A 14554-nucleotide genomic window follows, 5' to 3' on the forward strand; every position below is an offset into this window, starting at 1 on the left:
AAGATGAAAAGTGCCTCGCTTCGCTACATCGCCGCGCGCGCGGGCGGCATGCTCGTCGTGCTGGCCATCGTGGCGGTGCTGGTCTTTGTGCTCACGCGCGCCGCGTCGGGTGATCCGGTGTCGGTGCTGCTGGGCGACCAGGCCACGGCCGCCGACATCGCGCGCGTGCAGAAGGAATACGGCCTCGACAAGCCGCTGCCCGTGCAGTTCGGCTACTGGCTGCGCGCAGTGCTGCAGGGCAACCTGGGCACCTCGATCTTCCTGCAGCGCCCGGTGACGCAGGCGCTGTGGGAGCGCGCCGAGCCCACCACGCTGCTGGCGCTCATGGCCGTGGCCATCGCCGCGCTGATCGGCGTGCCCTGCGGCATCGTCTCGGCGGTGTTTCGCGGGCGCGTGGTCGACCAGCTCTTCACCGGCATCGCGATGCTCGGCGCAAGCATTCCGAGCTTCTGGCTCGGCATCGTGCTGATCCAGGTCTTCGCGGTGTCGTTCGGATGGTTCCCCGTGTCGGGCTACGGCGCGCCCGACGCGCCATTCATGGAGCGGCTGCATGCGCTGGTGCTGCCGGCCACGGTGCTGGGCCTTCTGAACTCGGCGCTCATCATCCGCTTCACGCGCGCCTCGATGCTCGATGTGCTCGGCGAAGACTATGTGCGCACCGCGCGCTCCAAGGGCCTCTCCGAGAGCAAGGTGGTGCTCAAGCATGCGCTGCGCAATGCGCTGGTGCCCATCGTCACGGTGATCGGCCTGACGGTCGCGCTGATGATCGGCGGCGCCGTCATCACCGAGACGGTGTTCGGCCTGCCGGGTGTCGGCAATCTCGTGGTGAGTGCGGTGCTGCGGCGCGACTACCCGGTGATCCAGGGTGCGCTGCTCGTGATCGCCGCGATCTACGTGCTCATCAATTTCTCGATCGACCTGCTGTATGCGGTGGTCGATCCGCGCGTGAAGGTCTGAGCCGTGCAGATGCCCCGAATGCTCCGCCAACTGATGCACCGCCGCATCGTGATGGTCTCCGCGCTGGTGCTGCTGGTGATCGCGGTGCTCGCCATCGGCGCGCCGCTGTTCGCCTCCATCGACCCCAACGACACCGCAGTGCTCGACCGCCTGAAGGCGCCGAGCGCCGCGCACCTGCTCGGCACCGACGAACTGGGCCGCGACCTCTATGCGCGCATCGTGCATGGCGCGCGCTACTCGCTGGCCATCGCGGCGCTCACCGCCCTCGGCGCGGTCGTCGCCGGCACGGTGCTGGGCCTGATGGCCGGGTTCTTCCGCCGGCTCGATGCGCCGCTCATGCGCGTGGTCGACGCGATGATGTCCTTCCCCGACATCCTGCTGGCCATCGCGCTGGTGGCGCTTCTCGGGCCTTCGCTGATGAACACCGTGCTCGCGCTGGTGCTGGTGTACACGCCGCGCGTGGCGCGGGTGGTGCGGGCCTCCACGCTCGTGGTGCGCGAGTTGCTGTTCGTCGAAGCGGTGCGCGCGCTGGGCGTGCGCACTGCGCGCATCCTGTGGCGCCACATCCTGCCGAACCTGATGTCGCCGATCCTCGTGCAGGTGTCGTTCATCTTCGCCTACGCCATCCTGGCCGAGGCGGGGCTGTCGTTCCTCGGTGTCGGCGTGCCGCCCGAGATCCCGACCTGGGGCACCATGGTCGCGGGCAGCCAGCAGTACGCGCACCAGGCCTTCTGGGTGGTGCTGTTCCCGGGCCTGGCGATCATCTTCACGGCGCTGTCGCTGCAACTGCTGGGCGATGGCGTGCGCGACTTGCTCGACCCCAAGCTGAAGAAGACTTCGTGATGACGAACGCCAACGACATGCCACGCCTCACGGTCAGCCACCTGAGCACCAGTTTCCCCACCGAAGACGGCCTGATCCGTTCGGTGGCCGATGTGAGCTTTTCCATTCAACCGGGCAAGACCACCGCGCTGGTCGGCGAATCAGGCTCGGGCAAGTCGGTGACCAGCCTCACGCTGATGCGCCTGTTGCCCAAGACCGCGAACGCGCAGGTCAGCGGCTCGGCCTCGTTCGTCACACGCGAAGGCAAGACGCTCGACCTGCTGCAGATCGGCGAGCGCGAGATGCGCTCGCTGCGCGGCAACCAGCTGTCGATGATCTTTCAGGAGCCGATGACCAGTTTGAACCCGGTCTTTGCCATCGGCGAGCAGATCGCCGAGAGCGTGCGGCTGCACCAGGGGCTGGACCGCAAGGCCGCGCTCGCGCATGCGCTGCGCATGCTGGAGCTGGTCGAGATGCCGGCGGCGGCGCAGCGCCTGCATGAGTACCCGCACCAGCTCTCGGGCGGCATGCGCCAGCGGGTGATGATCGCACTCGCGATGGCCTGCGACCCGACGCTCTTGATCGCCGACGAGCCGACCACCGCGCTGGACGTGACCATCCAGGCGCAGATCCTGGAACTCATGCGCCGGCTGCAGGCCGAGACGGGCATGGGCATCCTCTTCATCACCCACAACCTCGGCGTGGTCGCGCACCATGCGGACGACGTGGTCGTGCTGTACGCAGGCCGCGTGGTCGAGAGTGCGCCGGTGCGGCCGCTGTTCGCGCAGCCCGGGCATCCGTACACGCAGGGCCTGCTGGCGTGCCTGCCGGGCAAGGCGCGCATTCCGGGGCAGCCCAAGCCCAAGCGCCTGTTCGCGATTCGCGGGCAGGTGTCCAGCCCGCTCGCGCCGCCGCCCGGCTGCGCGTTCGAGCCGCGCTGCGACCTGGCGCAGGCCGGCTGCAGCGCCGCGATGCCGCCGCTCATCGACATCCGCCAAGGCCGCCAGGCCCGCTGCATTCGCGTGCAGCCCGGTGCCCCACTCGCGAGGGTCGCATGACCGCTGTTTCTACTGCTCCCCTCATCGAAGTCCGCAGACTCAAGAAATACTTCGGTAGCAGCGAGCACCCGGTGCGCGCGGTCGACGATGTGTCGTTCGCGATCCAGCCCGGCGAGACGCTGGGCCTGGTCGGCGAATCGGGCTCGGGCAAGAGCACCATCGGCCGCACCGTGCTGCGGCTGGTCGAGCGCACCGAGGGGCAGGTGCTCTACCGTGGCGAGGACATCGGCGCGCTCTCGGGCGAGCGCATGCGCCGGTTGCGCAGCAAGCTGCAGATCATCTTCCAGGACCCGTATGCGAGCCTGAACCCGAAGATGCGCATCCGCGCGATCCTCGGCGAGGCGCTGGCCACGCACGGCCTGCACAAGGGCGCGGCGGCGCGCGACCAGCGCATTGCCGAGCTGCTCGCGACCGTGGGCCTGCGCGCCGAGCATGCGAGCCGCTTTCCGCACGAGTTCTCGGGCGGGCAGCGCCAGCGCATCGGCGTGGCGCGCGCGCTCGCGGTGGAGCCCGAGTTCATCGTGGCGGACGAGCCGCTGTCGGCGCTCGACGTGTCGATCCAGTCGCAGGTCATCAACCTGCTGGCAGACCTGCGCGAGCGCCTCGGCCTCGCCATGCTCTTCATCTCGCACGACCTGGACGTGGTCGAGTACCTGTGCGACCGCGTGGTGGTGCTGTACCTGGGCAAGGTGATGGAGGTGGCCGCGACCGACGAACTGTTCGCGCGGCCATCGCACCCCTACACCCAGGCGCTGCTGGCCGCGCGCCCGAAGCCCGACCCCACGCTCGCCACCGGGCACATTGCCCTGAAGGGCGACATTCCCAGCCCCCTCGCGCCGCCCTCGGGCTGCGTGTTCCGCACGCGCTGCCCGCACGCCATCGAAGCCTGCGCGCAGACCGTGCCATCGCTCGACGAGATATCTCCCGGACACTACAGCGCCTGCATCCGCAAGGAACGACTCTCCCACATCACCGCATGACGACCATGACCGACACCGCCGCCACCAGCACCACCAACGCAACCAACGCCCACTTCACCGACCCGCTGCTGGGCAGCAACTTCAAGGGCTACCCGCGCACCCAGCCGCCGCGCCTGCGCAGCGAAGTCGGCGCCGCCGGCTGGAACATGCTGGCCGGCGACCTGCCGCTGCCGCTGGCGATGCTCAAGCGCGAGGCGCTGGAGCACAACCTGGCGTGGATGCAGTCGCGCGTGCGCGAGTGGGGCATCGACCTCGCGCCGCACGGCAAGACCAGCATGTCGCCGCAGCTCTTCCAGCGCCAGTTGAAGGCGGGTGCCTGGGGCCTGACCTTCGCGACCGTCACGCAACTGGCCGTGGGCGTGGCGGCCGGCGTGCGCCGCACGCTCATCGCCAACCAGGTGGTGAGCGACGAAGACCTCGCGGGCATCCAGATGCTGCTGCGTGCGACGGCGGGCCTGCGCATCGTGTTCCTGGTCGATTCGCTGGCGCAGCTCGGTCTCATAGAAGACTGGGCCAGGCGCCATCCGGCAAGCGTGCCGTTCGAAGTGATGATCGAGATCGGCGTCGAAGGCGCGCGCACCGGTTGCCGCACGCATGAACAAGCGGTGACGCTCGCCACGCGCCTGCGTGCGAGCGATGCGGTCAAGCTCGTCGGCATCGAAACCTATGAAGGGCAGGGCGCTACTGGCGTCAGCGAACCCGACACCGCGTATGCCAACACGCTGATGGACCGCGTGGAAGCCATCGCGCGCCACTGCGATACGCACAAGCTCTTCGAGACTGACGAGGTGCTGGTCTCGGCCGGCGGTTCGGCGATCTTCGACCTCGTGGCCGGACGCCTGAAGCCCGCGCTGGGCTCGCCGGTGCGCGGCCTGCTGCGCGCGGGCTGCTACGTCACGCACGACCACGGCTTCTACCAGCGCATGGTGAGCGCGCTCGACGAGCGCCTGGGCTGCCAATGCGGCGAGGGCCTGCGCCCTGCGATGGAAGTGTGGGCCACGGTGCAATCGCGCCCCGAGCCAGGTCTGGCGATCCTCGCCGTGGGCAAGCGCGACATCTCGTTCGACCTCTCGATGCCCGTGCCCATCGCGCGCGCGGCGCGTGGCGCGCTCGAAGCGCAGGCCGTACCCGCTGGCTGGAAGATCACCGCGCTCAACGACCAGCACGCCTACCTGCGCTGGGACGCCAGCGAGGAAGCGGAGGCCCCCCAGGTCGGCGACCGTGTCGGCCTCGGCATCTCGCATCCCTGCACCACCTTCGACAAATGGCACTGGATGCCCATCGTCGAGAACGACTACCGCGTGAGCGACGCCGTCGCCATGCATTTCTGAACCGCTTGCACCGATGACCCCCTGCCTGCTTCAGAAGATCGCGCAGATCCGCAGCGGCGCCCCGGCCACGCGGCGCGCGATTCTCGAGCTGATCCTGGAAGACCCCGACCGCGTGCTCGAAGAGAGCTTCGAGCAGTTGGCCGAGCGCTCGCGCAGCTCGGTGCCGACCATCATGCGCACCTGCCGCGACCTGGGCTTTGCGGGCCTGCGCGAGTTCAAGCTCGCGCTCGCGCAGGAGCTCGCGCTCGGCGGCTCGCCGCTGCACCGCCGCGTCAACATCGAGGACGCGGCCGACGAAGTGGTCGGCAAGATCGCGCGCAGCGCCGCAGCCTCGGTCTCCGGCGTGCGCGGCCAGCTCGACATGCAGGTGCTCGACGGCGCCGTGGCCGCCATCGCGGCCGCGCCGCATGTGGACCTGTACGGCGCGGGCGCCACTTCGTGGTTCATGGCCAACGACCTGCAGGCGCGACTGTTCCGCCTCGGCCTCTCGGCGAACGCCTGGGCCGACTACCACCTGCAGCAGGTGGCCGGCGCGGCGCAGCGGCCGGGCGGCGTGGTCATCGCCATCTCGCACGTCGGCGGCATGCCCTCGCTGTTGGACGCGGTGGACATCGCGCGCGGGCAGGGCGCCAAGGTGGTTGCGCTGACGCGGCCCGGCACCGCGCTTGCGGCCAAAGCCGACTTTTTGCTCGGACTCTCGGTGCCCGACGACGCGGTGATGCATGTGGGCATCGATGCCTACCTCACGCACCTCACCGCCATCGAAATCCTCACGGTGCTGGTCGCGCAACGCCGTGGCGAACCCGCCGTGCAGCGCCTGCAGCGCGCACGCGAAGCCTTCCAGCGCCATGGCATCGACGCCGCCACGCACCCGCTGCAAAGCTGGAACGGCGGCGGCATCAACGACGAAAAAGGAGGGCGCGCATCGTGATCGACCCCCAAGCCGTATTGCTCGAAGCCGGCCTCGTGGTCGACGGTTCGGGCGGACCCGCGTGGCCCGGCGACGTGCTGCTGCAGGGCGACCGCATCTTCGCGCTCGGCGAAGGCCTGCGCGGGCGGCTGCCCGAGGGCTTGGGCGTTGCCGATCTCGACATCGTCGATTGCCGCGCCAAGGTCATCGCACCCGGCTTCATCGACGCGCACACGCACGACGATGCGATCGTGCTGCGCGACCCGCTGTGCCTGCCCAAGGTGTCGCAGGGCATCACCACCGTGGTGACCGGCAACTGCGGCATCTCGCTCGCGCCGTACCGCACGCCGCAGTCGAAGCCGCCGCTCACGCTGCTGGGCGCCGATTCGTTCAGGCACGCGACCATGGCCGAGTACCGCGCGGCCGTCGATGCGACGCAGCCCGCGCTCAACGTGGCCGCGCTCGTCGGCCACACCACGCTGCGCTTCGCGACGATGCAAGCGCTCGACCGGCCCGCCAGCGGCGACGAACTCGCGCGCATGGAGGCGCTGCTCGACAGCAGCATGGCCGACGGCGCGCACGGCATGTCGTCGGGCCTGTTCTACGAAGAAGCCTTCGCCGCACCGGCGCAAGAAGTGAGCGCACTCGCCCGCGTCGTCGCGCGCCACGGCGGCGTCTACGCCACGCACCTGCGCAGCGAGATGCAGCAGATCATCGAGGCGCTGCACGAGGCCGGCGATTCGGCTTTCAACGCGGGCGTGCCGCTGGTCATCTCGCACCACAAGTGCGCCGGCCCCGCGAATTGGGGCCGCACGAAAGAGACGCTGGCGCTGATCGAATCGCTCGCGCAGCGCCAGCAGATCGCGATGGACATGTACCCCTACGTGGCCGGCTCCACCGTGCTGCGCGAAGACCTGGTGGACGGCGTCATCGACGTGCTGCTGACCTGGTCCGATCCGCATCCCGAGATGACCGGCCGCCTCGTCTCCGACATCGCGCGCGAGTGGGGCACCACCGAACGGGAGGCGTGCCTGCTTCTCAAGCCCGGCGGCGCGTGCTACTTCCAGATGCAGGAGGAGGACGTGGAGCGCGTCATCGCGCACCCGCTCACGATGATCGGCAGCGATGGCCTGCCGCACGACCGCCATCCGCATCCGCGCCTCTGGGGCGCGTTCCCGCGCGTGTTCGCGCGCTATTGGCGCCAGCGCCGCCTTTTCACGCTGGAGCAGGCCGTGCACAAGATGACCGGCATGACCGCGCGCAACTTGCGCATCGCGGATCGCGGCCTGCTGCGCGTCGGCACGATGGCCGACGTGGTGGTGTTCGACCCGGAGACCATCGCCGACACCGCGACCTACGACAAGCCGCACGGTGTGAGCGAAGGCGTCGAATGCGTGTTCGTGAATGGCGTGCTGGCCTATCGCGGCGGCGCGGGCGAAGCCCGCGTGCTTGCGCGCGCGGGGCGAATGCTCACGCGCGCAGGCTACGGAGGCTATTGAGACCCGTATGAATAGTGCAGTGGCTGCCGCTCGCCCGAACTCAAGATTTGCCCGAGGAAGGCCTTCAGTTTCGGGTGTTGCGGGTTGCCGAAGAACTGGTCCGGTGGTGCCATTTCAAGCACGCGGCCGTCGGCCATGAAGATGACACGGTCTGCGACCCGTCTCGCGAACCCCATCTCGTGTGTCACGCAGAGCATGGTCATACCGTCTTCGGCCAACCCGATCATCGTGTCGAGCACTTCATTGACCATCTCCGGGTCGAGTGCGGAGGTGGGTTCGTCGAACAGCATGATCTTCGGATTCATGCACAGCGCTCGCGCAATCGCCACGCGTTGTTGCTGCCCCCCGGACAGTTGGCTTGGGTATTTGTTTGCCTGCTCGGGGATTCGCACGCGCTGGAGGTATTTCATGGCCGTCGCCTCTGCCGCTTCGCGTGGCACGCCACGCGAATGCATGGGGGACAAGGTGCAGTTCTGGAGTACCGTCAGGTGCGGGAACAGGTTGAACTGTTGGAACACCATGCCCACCTCACGTCGCACGGCATCCACGTTCTTGCGCTCGTGCCCCGTGAGCTCGATGCCGTCCACGGCAATGCGGCCCTTCTCCACCTTCTCCAGGTGGTTGATGCAGCGAATGAGCGTGGACTTGCCCGATCCAGAAGGGCCGCAGATGACGATTCGCTCGCCGGCCTTGACTTCGAGGTCGACGTCGGTCAAGACTTGAAACTGGCCATACCACTTGTTGGCCTTCTCGATGCGAATGATGGGTTCGTTGCTCACTGGGATACCTTCGCCTTCGGCTACGGTATGAGCACCTTCGGGCGGCCGTGCGGTGCTCATGGCTGCACTGTCGGTTTGCTTGCTGCGCGCTTGCGTCAATTGCTGAGCGGAAGCGATGTCGCTGGCATCGACGGCAGATCGACCTGCAGCCACTTCTTGTAGAGCTTGTTCAGCCCACCGTTGTCGACGTACTTGCCGACGAAGGTGTTCACGCCTTTGAGAAGCTCTGGCCGGCCCAAGCGCATCGCGGGGGCCATGTACTGCTGGCGCAGCACCAACTTGTTTTCGTATTCGCCGTTGGTGCGCTGGTCGATTCGTTGAGCGATGGTCGTGGCGCATCCCAGTGCGTCGACCTGGCCCGAGAGCAGCGCCTGCATGGCCGATGCGTCATCATCGAAGCGACGGATCTCGGCGCCCTCGGGCGCCACCGCCGTTAGCGCGGTGTCTTGCGTGCTCGCACGTGCGACAGCAATGCGAACGCCCTTCAGGTCGGCCGGAGTCTTGATCGAAAGCTTCTTGTGGCCATACAGCACGATGGTGGCTGCACTGTGAGGCCGGGAGAACTGAACTTGCTTGGCGCGCTCCGGGGTTGGCGCGAACGACGCAATCAGCAGGTCCACCTTGTTCGTCAGCAGGAAGGGGATCCGGTTCGGGCCCGTGACGGGCACCAAGTTGAGTCTGACACCCCAATCCTTTGCCAAGAGCTTAGCGACATCAGCGTCGTAGCCGTCGGGCTGATTCGAGTTGTCGACAGTGCCGTACGGCGGAAAATCCACCAGAACGCCAATCGTCACCGTGCCCTTCTTCTTGATTTCTTCGACGCTCTGCGCACTTGCGTTCAAGGCGTGCGAAGACAGAAGCGCTCCGCAGAGTGCTGCGGTAGCAAAGTTGAACAGTCGGCGGCGTGCCATGAGATCGAACATGATGTTCCTGATAGGTTGATGGCAAAAAGGTGTAATGCGCGATCCGGCGCGATCCGGCGCTATCGGGTGGTGGCGAGCTTCAATTGCCGCTCCATTCGACCCGCCAGCAACGAAAGTGGCCAGCACAAGGCGAAGTAGATCGCCCCGACCACACTGAAGACGATCAGCGGCTGGAAGGTGGCGTTGTTGATGATCTGCCCGGCCCGGGTGATCTCGGTGAAGCCGATGATCGCGGCGAGGGACGTGCCTTTGAGTACCTGCACCAGGTAGCCAACGGTCGGGGGCAAGGCGATTTGCCAAGCCTGCGGCAAGACGACGAGGCGCATTCGCGGGACGTAATTCAGACCCAGCGCGTAGGCCGCTTCCCATTGACCTTTGGGAATGGCCTGAATACAGCCACGCCAGATCTCGCCGAGGAATGCGCTGGTGTTCAGAATCAATGCGATGCTGGCAGCGAGCCACGGGCTCACTTCAAATCCCAGGATCGGCGCGCCGAAGAAAGCAAGGAACAGTTGCATCAGCAGGGGCGTGCCCTGGAATACCTGCGTGAAGGCGGTGGAGAGTCGCACCAGAACCACGTTGCCTGAAGTCCGCGAAAGCGCGATGGCAAGGCCGCCTATCGCACCGCCGATGAAGGCAACGAGCGAGAGCAGAACCGTCCACTGTGCCGCTTGCAGGATGAACCAGACATCGCCCAATCCGAATGTACGCATGGAGTCTCCTCAGCGGCGATCCGGGTACGACAACGAGCGGCGCTCGATCGTCCGGAAGATGAAGGAAAAGATCAACGCCAGCGACAAATAGATCGCCGTCACGACGATATAGATCTCGAAGCTGCGGAACGTCCGGGACTGGAGGTTCGCCGCAACGGACGTGAGGTCATCGGCAGAAATCACCGACACCACGCTCGATGTGAGCATGAGCAAAATGAACTGGCTCGACAGCGCCGGGAAGATTGCCCTCAGGGCGGGTTTGAGCACCACCAATCGGAAGATCTGGTGCGCCTTCAGGTTGAGTGCGAGACCTGCCTCGATCTGGCCCTTGGGGATGGATTCAATGCCCGCGCGAATGATCTCGGTGGCATAGGCGCCCAGGTTCACCACCATCGCAATGAGTGCGGCAGTGTGTGGCGACCACCGCAGCCCGATTGCGGGCAGGGCAAAGAAAAAGAAGAAAAGCTGAACCAGGAACGGCGTGTTCCGAATGAGCTCGATGTACGCATTCACGACGAGGCGCACGGGCAGCGGACCGGAGGTCTTTCCCCACGCGCATGCAATGGCAACGATAAGGCCCAGAACGGTTGCACTCAGCGACAACTCCAGGGTCATCAAAGTGCCCTTGAGCAGCAGTGGCCAAGCGGCGAACACGGCGCCGAATTCGAATTGGTAGTTCACTGGGAAGGCCTCTGGCCGCTTGCTGACGCAGCGGGAAAGGACGCCAGATCATGAAAGATCATGTCTTGCTCTCCTGGCTGTTAGAACGGTCTGACATTAATTATTGGATCGTTCCAATACGAGGTCAATCGAAAATAGGGTAAACACTGAGTCAGCCCTTCGCTGCCGAGTAAGCACGCCAACGGATGTGAAGCATCTTGCGTAAAGTGCGGGGGCTGTTTAGACCATCATGCGAAATCCAAATTCGACTCACCCCGTCACGATCCTTGACGTCGCCGCAGAGGCAAATCTTTCCAAGTCCACTGTTTCGCTCGTGCTGAAGGGCAGTCCATTGATTCCGGCGGAAACCGCCGACCGGGTCAGGGCGGCTGCCAGCAAGCTCGGATACGTCTACAACAGCCGGGCCGGCGAGTTGCGTGATGGCACTTCCAAGACCATTGGTGTCGTCGTCAACGATCTTGCCAATCCGTTCTTCGCTGAAATCCTCGTCGGCGTCGAGCGGAAACTCGTCGAGGCCGGGTACATCGTGTTGATGGCGCACACGAATGAAGACGTTGATCGGCAGGAACAAGTCTTGCAAACCATGAGGGAGCAAGGTGCTGCCGGTATCGTGCTTTGTCCCGCGTACGGAACACCCCGCACGCTCACGAAGGAAGTGGAAGCCTGGGGCATCCCTTTGGTGGTGATGGTTCGGACACTGGGCCCGGGCAAGTACGACTTTGCTGGTGGCGACAACGAGCGCGGAATCTATGTGGCGACCAAGCATCTACTTGACGCGGGACACGAGCGCATCGGTTTTCTCGGTGGATTGGCGGGCGTTGTGCTTGAACAGCGACTGAACGGTTTCAGGACGGCGCTTGCGGAGCGAAAGCTGAGGTTCGACGAAGAACTGGTGGTGCGGGCGAAACCGACCCGGCAAAGCGGCTATGAGACGATGTGTGCGTTGCTCGACATAAAACCTCGGCCCACCGCGGCTGTTTGCTACAACGACGTTGTGGCTTTCGGCGCAATGTCTGCGTTGGGAGAGCGAGGGATGCACGCCGGCCGGGACTTCGCTTTGACTGGATTCGACAACGTTCAAGACGCAGCACATTCGAATCCGCCCTTGACCACGGTGGACATCCGTCCGGGCGCATTGGGTGAGCAAGCGGCCTCGATTTTGTTGAGCCGCATTCAGACGCCAGGCCAAGCACGCCAAATGTTTTTGGCAAAACCACAACTGGTCGTGCGAAAGTCGACGGGCGCCGTTGCATAACCCGAATCCAGGGCGAACCTCATCGGCGAGCGGTTCGGGGTGCAATACAGCGTGGGCCATTTGTGGCGCCTGCTACGTCGGCTGGGCTTTTCCTGCCAGAAGCCAGAGAAACGCGCCCTGCAACGCAACGAGCCGGAGATCGTTCGGTGCAAGCGGCATGGCTGGCCTGCGCTCAAAAAAAGCCCAGCGAGAAGGCCGCAGCATCGTCTTCATCGACGAATCCGGCTTGAGCGAACGGCCCAGCGTTGCACGCACCTGGAGTCTGCGTGGACGACACGCCGATTCTTCGGCACAGCTTCACCCGGAAGCAACTCTCGGCCATTGCTGCTCTGTCCTTCAGACAGTTTTACTTTTGCTTCTTTGCCGGGGCCATTCGCACGGAGCAGATCATCGAATTTCTCGGGGCACTCGGGCGCCACATGGAAAAACCACTGCTCATCGTCCGGGATGGCGCGGCAATTCATCGCAGCCGCAAACTCAACGCATGGCAGGAGGGGCTGAACGGACATATCGCGCTTGCACGTCTGCCTTGCCTACGCCCCGAAACTCAATCCGGTGGAAGCGATCTGGGCCTCAACACGATTGGCGAAGTGGGGCCATTCGCTCGCAATCGGCTCAAGTCCATGCAACGGCGACCTGCTCTGATCAACGCTTTCTGGAAACAGGCTGAACTGAATTTTTGATGTCATCCATTTATGCGATGACCAATAGAAATTGGGGCTAATGGGAAATGTCGGTTCAACGCTGATTGGGGCAATGGGTGGTTGCAGCGCCACGTAACGCAGCAAAGTCTGCTCCAAGTCCTGGCCCGATTCAAAGCGGTGCGGACGTCGCCAATGCGTCCATTGAAACGCCCTACCATGCCATTGGTCTTGGGCGTTCCGGGCTGGGTCAGACGGAGCTCAATACCTGCACCATCTTCTCCATCGCGGCGGGCTCGCGCGATGTCTGGTCGATGATGATGTTGCGCCGCCCGACCACGCCACCGCACAGCCGCCGCGTGGCCCACGGCCCGCAATCGTCGGCGCACATCAGCTGCGTGTAGTCCGGGTGGTAGGCTCGCATCTTGTCGGCGTCCACCAGCACATAGCCACTCTCGCGGAACCGGCCAGTGGCCATCGCCATGAGGCCGGCTTGCCGGAACCTGGCTGGCCGCCCGTGATGATCGCGCAGGGCGGCCCCTGCGGCTTACTGGTTCCACTGCCCGATCTTTGCAGCGTCCGGATTGGCCCCTTTCCTTGTCGTGGACGAGGCTCGGTGCGCACTGCCATCATGAAGCCGACGGTTTCCCGGGCGATTCCGTAGAGGTTCAGGCGCTCCTGGGAGGGGATGTTCATTTCAGATTCCCCCATCATATTGGTGACGGCCGCAGCGCCTGGTCAACTCGGGCCGCGTCACCACAGTGCCTGCGAGTCAGGCAAAGACCACATCAAGCCGCCCAGCAGCGCGCGCACGGGTGCGCCGGGCCGGGCCGACCACGATTTGCACGTCGCGGCCCAGCAGGTTCAGGCATTCGAGCATCTTGGCCTGGCTGATGCCCCGGAACTGGCCGCGCAGCATCTTGGACAGCTTGGGCTGAGGCATCCCCAGCACCTCGGCGGCCTGCTGCTGCGTCCAGCGGCGCGACTTGATGATTTCTTCGATCTTCATGGCGAGATGGCACTTGACCAACATTTCCTCGGCATCCGGCATTCCCAGGTCGGCATACACGTTGCCCGAGCTTTCTTCAATCTCGATGCCGTCGATCACGCGCGTTTTCATCGGCCAGCTCCTTTGCCAGTGCCTCGGCCACTTTCAACCTGGCACGAATGATGTCCATGTCCTCTTTCGGCGTGGCGATCCCGCGTTTGCTCTTTTTCTGGAAGCCATGCAGGACGATCACCATGCCCGCGAACTTCACCGTATAGACGGCTGCCGTCGGCGTCGTCCTCGACGACCTCCAGGACGCCCGCGCCGCCGAAGCCTCGAAGCGACTTGACCGCCCCGTGCTTGCCGCCAAACTGCGCCACCAGCAGCGCCTTGCCGAAAGTGCCCTGCACCTTGTCGGGCAGGTCTTTCATGTCCCGCCACGATCTGCCAATCCAATACAAGGGTTTTGCAGTGGGTGGTGGTGTTCTCGGCATGGCTCGATTATGCCCTTTTGGGTCTAAAAATCAATCCAGCGGCAGGGCCGTGCTGGCATCGTGAAATAGGGGTCGTCTCAGAAAACGGAAAATAAAGCACGCTAAGCGTGCGTGGAGGCTGGCACCCAGCGGTATAGCGTCGGAATGGACACGCCGAGGTTCTTGGCCACGTCCTTGGGCGGCACACCGCTGGCCAGCAGCTTCTTGGCCGACTCGATCTTGCTGTCAGTCATCTTCGGCTTGCGCCCGCCTTTGCGGCCGAGCTGCTACACCGAGCGCAAGGCGCTGGCCTGCTGTAACTGGTAGGTCGTGAATTGGCGCTTGAGGCCCACCAGTGAGAGCAGCAAATCAGGCCACCATGCCAACTGCACCCAACCCTCGCCCTCGTGGTACTGGCAGCGGCCCACCCACCGCATATCGTTGCGGATGGGCTTCAAGGCATGCCCTTACACACAACTTCCCCCGCATCCTGAAGCAAGCGCATATGCTCAACACCCTGCACATAATCCCTGACCCGGGCAAA

Annotated in this window: 17 protein-coding genes and 3 pseudogenes; 9 read left to right on the forward strand and 11 right to left on the reverse strand. The window is 64.9% G+C overall.

The features are described 5' to 3' along the window. Positions 1–3 precede the first annotated feature (3 nt). From VEIS_RS16160 to VEIS_RS16190, 7 genes are read left to right on the forward strand one after another with little or no spacing between them, the layout of a single operon-like run. Positions 4–957, forward strand: a complete 954-nt coding sequence (locus tag VEIS_RS16160; RefSeq protein WP_011811047.1) for an ABC transporter permease — start codon at positions 4–6, stop codon at positions 955–957. A gap of 3 nt (positions 958–960) precedes the next feature. Then, positions 961–1800: an ABC transporter permease gene (locus VEIS_RS16165; protein ID WP_011811048.1), complete on the forward strand. Its 840-nt coding sequence runs from the start codon at positions 961–963 to the stop codon at positions 1798–1800. Next, a complete protein-coding gene (locus VEIS_RS16170) occupies positions 1800–2837 on the forward strand; it encodes an ABC transporter ATP-binding protein (RefSeq protein ID WP_041950104.1) in 1038 nt (345 codons plus the stop codon). Before VEIS_RS16165 ends, VEIS_RS16170 begins: the two co-directional genes overlap by 1 nt. Further along, complete coding sequence (locus VEIS_RS16175; protein ID WP_011811050.1) at positions 2834–3817, forward strand: ABC transporter ATP-binding protein; 984 nt, start codon at positions 2834–2836, stop codon at positions 3815–3817. Before VEIS_RS16170 ends, VEIS_RS16175 begins: the two co-directional genes overlap by 4 nt. Beyond that, complete coding sequence (locus VEIS_RS16180; RefSeq protein ID WP_011811051.1) at positions 3814–5148, forward strand: amino acid deaminase; 1335 nt, start codon at positions 3814–3816, stop codon at positions 5146–5148. The genes VEIS_RS16175 and VEIS_RS16180 overlap by 4 nt, the downstream gene beginning before the upstream one ends. Before the next feature lie 13 nt (positions 5149–5161). Then, positions 5162–6079: a MurR/RpiR family transcriptional regulator gene (locus VEIS_RS16185; RefSeq protein WP_011811052.1), complete on the forward strand. Its 918-nt coding sequence runs from the start codon at positions 5162–5164 to the stop codon at positions 6077–6079. Then, entirely contained in the window at positions 6076–7557 is a 1482-nt protein-coding gene (locus tag VEIS_RS16190) for an N-acyl-D-amino-acid deacylase family protein (protein ID WP_011811053.1), read from the forward strand. Before VEIS_RS16185 ends, VEIS_RS16190 begins: the two co-directional genes overlap by 4 nt. Here the strand turns inward: VEIS_RS16190 and VEIS_RS16195 are convergent. From VEIS_RS16195 to VEIS_RS16210, 4 genes are all read right to left on the reverse strand, one after another. Next, complete coding sequence (locus tag VEIS_RS16195; RefSeq protein ID WP_011811054.1) at positions 7551–8336, reverse strand: amino acid ABC transporter ATP-binding protein; 786 nt, start codon at positions 8334–8336, stop codon at positions 7551–7553. The genes VEIS_RS16190 and VEIS_RS16195 overlap by 7 nt on opposite strands. Positions 8337–8431: 95 nt before the next feature. Further along, on the reverse strand, positions 8432–9259 hold the full coding sequence (locus VEIS_RS16200; protein WP_011811055.1) for a transporter substrate-binding domain-containing protein: 828 nt from the start codon (positions 9257–9259) through the stop codon (positions 8432–8434). Positions 9260–9318: 59 nt separating this feature from the next. Further along, positions 9319–9972, reverse strand: a complete 654-nt coding sequence (locus VEIS_RS16205; RefSeq protein WP_011811056.1) for an amino acid ABC transporter permease — start codon at positions 9970–9972, stop codon at positions 9319–9321. Between the two features lie 9 nt (positions 9973–9981). After that, positions 9982–10653, reverse strand: a complete 672-nt coding sequence (locus VEIS_RS16210; protein ID WP_011811057.1) for an amino acid ABC transporter permease — start codon at positions 10651–10653, stop codon at positions 9982–9984. Positions 10654–10882: 229 nt separating this feature from the next. Here VEIS_RS16210 and VEIS_RS16215 point away from each other — a divergent pair, with 229 nt between their 5' ends. Beyond that, positions 10883–11908: a LacI family DNA-binding transcriptional regulator gene (locus VEIS_RS16215; RefSeq protein WP_011811058.1), complete on the forward strand. Its 1026-nt coding sequence runs from the start codon at positions 10883–10885 to the stop codon at positions 11906–11908. Between the two features lie 72 nt (positions 11909–11980). Here VEIS_RS16215 and VEIS_RS30660 read toward each other — a convergent pair whose 3' ends face one another. Next, positions 11981–12121, reverse strand: a complete 141-nt coding sequence (locus VEIS_RS30660) for a hypothetical protein (protein WP_232287717.1) — start codon at positions 12119–12121, stop codon at positions 11981–11983. A gap of 53 nt (positions 12122–12174) precedes the next feature. Here VEIS_RS30660 and VEIS_RS30665 point away from each other — a divergent pair, with 53 nt between their 5' ends. Then, positions 12175–12591, forward strand: a complete 417-nt coding sequence (locus VEIS_RS30665) for a transposase (RefSeq protein WP_011811059.1) — start codon at positions 12175–12177, stop codon at positions 12589–12591. A gap of 2 nt (positions 12592–12593) precedes the next feature. On the opposite strand, the pseudogene VEIS_RS28895 reads toward VEIS_RS30665, so the two are convergent. The 6 genes and pseudogenes from VEIS_RS28895 to VEIS_RS27805 form a co-directional block, all read right to left on the reverse strand. After that, a pseudogene (locus tag VEIS_RS28895) lies at positions 12594–12815 on the reverse strand (integrase core domain-containing protein); the annotation flags it as partial. Beyond that, on the reverse strand, positions 12800–13033 hold the full coding sequence (locus VEIS_RS16225; protein WP_011811060.1) for a zeta toxin family protein: 234 nt from the start codon (positions 13031–13033) through the stop codon (positions 12800–12802). The pseudogene VEIS_RS28895 and the gene VEIS_RS16225, both read right to left, overlap by 16 nt. A gap of 288 nt (positions 13034–13321) precedes the next feature. Beyond that, positions 13322–13669: a helix-turn-helix domain-containing protein gene (locus VEIS_RS16230; protein ID WP_011811061.1), complete on the reverse strand. Its 348-nt coding sequence runs from the start codon at positions 13667–13669 to the stop codon at positions 13322–13324. Further along, positions 13635–14031, reverse strand: a pseudogene (locus tag VEIS_RS26600) (type II toxin-antitoxin system RelE/ParE family toxin). The gene VEIS_RS16230 and the pseudogene VEIS_RS26600 overlap by 35 nt, the downstream one beginning before the upstream one ends. A 101-nt stretch (positions 14032–14132) precedes the next feature. Further along, a pseudogene (locus VEIS_RS27800) lies at positions 14133–14297 on the reverse strand (helix-turn-helix domain-containing protein); the annotation flags it as partial. Beyond that, positions 14298–14468: a RepB family plasmid replication initiator protein gene (locus tag VEIS_RS27805; RefSeq protein WP_232287718.1), complete on the reverse strand. Its 171-nt coding sequence runs from the start codon at positions 14466–14468 to the stop codon at positions 14298–14300. Positions 14469–14554 lie beyond the last annotated feature (86 nt).

Origin of the sequence: Verminephrobacter eiseniae EF01-2, from assembly GCF_000015565.1 — a bacterium.
Classification (GTDB): Bacteria; Pseudomonadota; Gammaproteobacteria; order Burkholderiales; family Burkholderiaceae_C; genus Acidovorax; species Acidovorax eiseniae.

What these genes read in the sequence shown, in the direction of transcription:
- VEIS_RS16160 (WP_011811047.1), top strand. Translation starts at nt 4, where the DNA reads ATGAAAAGTGCCTCGCTTCGCTACATCGCCGCGCGCGCGGGCGGCATG.
- VEIS_RS16170 (WP_041950104.1), top strand. Translation starts at nt 1,800, where the DNA reads ATGACGAACGCCAACGACATGCCACGCCTCACGGTCAGCCACCTGAGC.
- VEIS_RS16175 (WP_011811050.1), top strand. Translation starts at nt 2,834, where the DNA reads ATGACCGCTGTTTCTACTGCTCCCCTCATCGAAGTCCGCAGACTCAAG.
- VEIS_RS16180 (WP_011811051.1), top strand. Translation starts at nt 3,814, where the DNA reads ATGACGACCATGACCGACACCGCCGCCACCAGCACCACCAACGCAACC.
- VEIS_RS16185 (WP_011811052.1), top strand. Translation starts at nt 5,162, where the DNA reads ATGACCCCCTGCCTGCTTCAGAAGATCGCGCAGATCCGCAGCGGCGCC.
- VEIS_RS16200 (WP_011811055.1), bottom strand. Translation starts at nt 9,259, where the DNA reads ATGTTCGATCTCATGGCACGCCGCCGACTGTTCAACTTTGCTACCGCA.
- VEIS_RS16205 (WP_011811056.1), bottom strand. Translation starts at nt 9,972, where the DNA reads ATGCGTACATTCGGATTGGGCGATGTCTGGTTCATCCTGCAAGCGGCA.
- VEIS_RS16215 (WP_011811058.1), top strand. Translation starts at nt 10,883, where the DNA reads ATGCGAAATCCAAATTCGACTCACCCCGTCACGATCCTTGACGTCGCC.
- VEIS_RS30660 (WP_232287717.1), bottom strand. Translation starts at nt 12,121, where the DNA reads ATGAAGACGATGCTGCGGCCTTCTCGCTGGGCTTTTTTTGAGCGCAGG.
- VEIS_RS16225 (WP_011811060.1), bottom strand. Translation starts at nt 13,033, where the DNA reads ATGGCGATGGCCACTGGCCGGTTCCGCGAGAGTGGCTATGTGCTGGTG.
- VEIS_RS16230 (WP_011811061.1), bottom strand. Translation starts at nt 13,669, where the DNA reads ATGAAAACGCGCGTGATCGACGGCATCGAGATTGAAGAAAGCTCGGGC.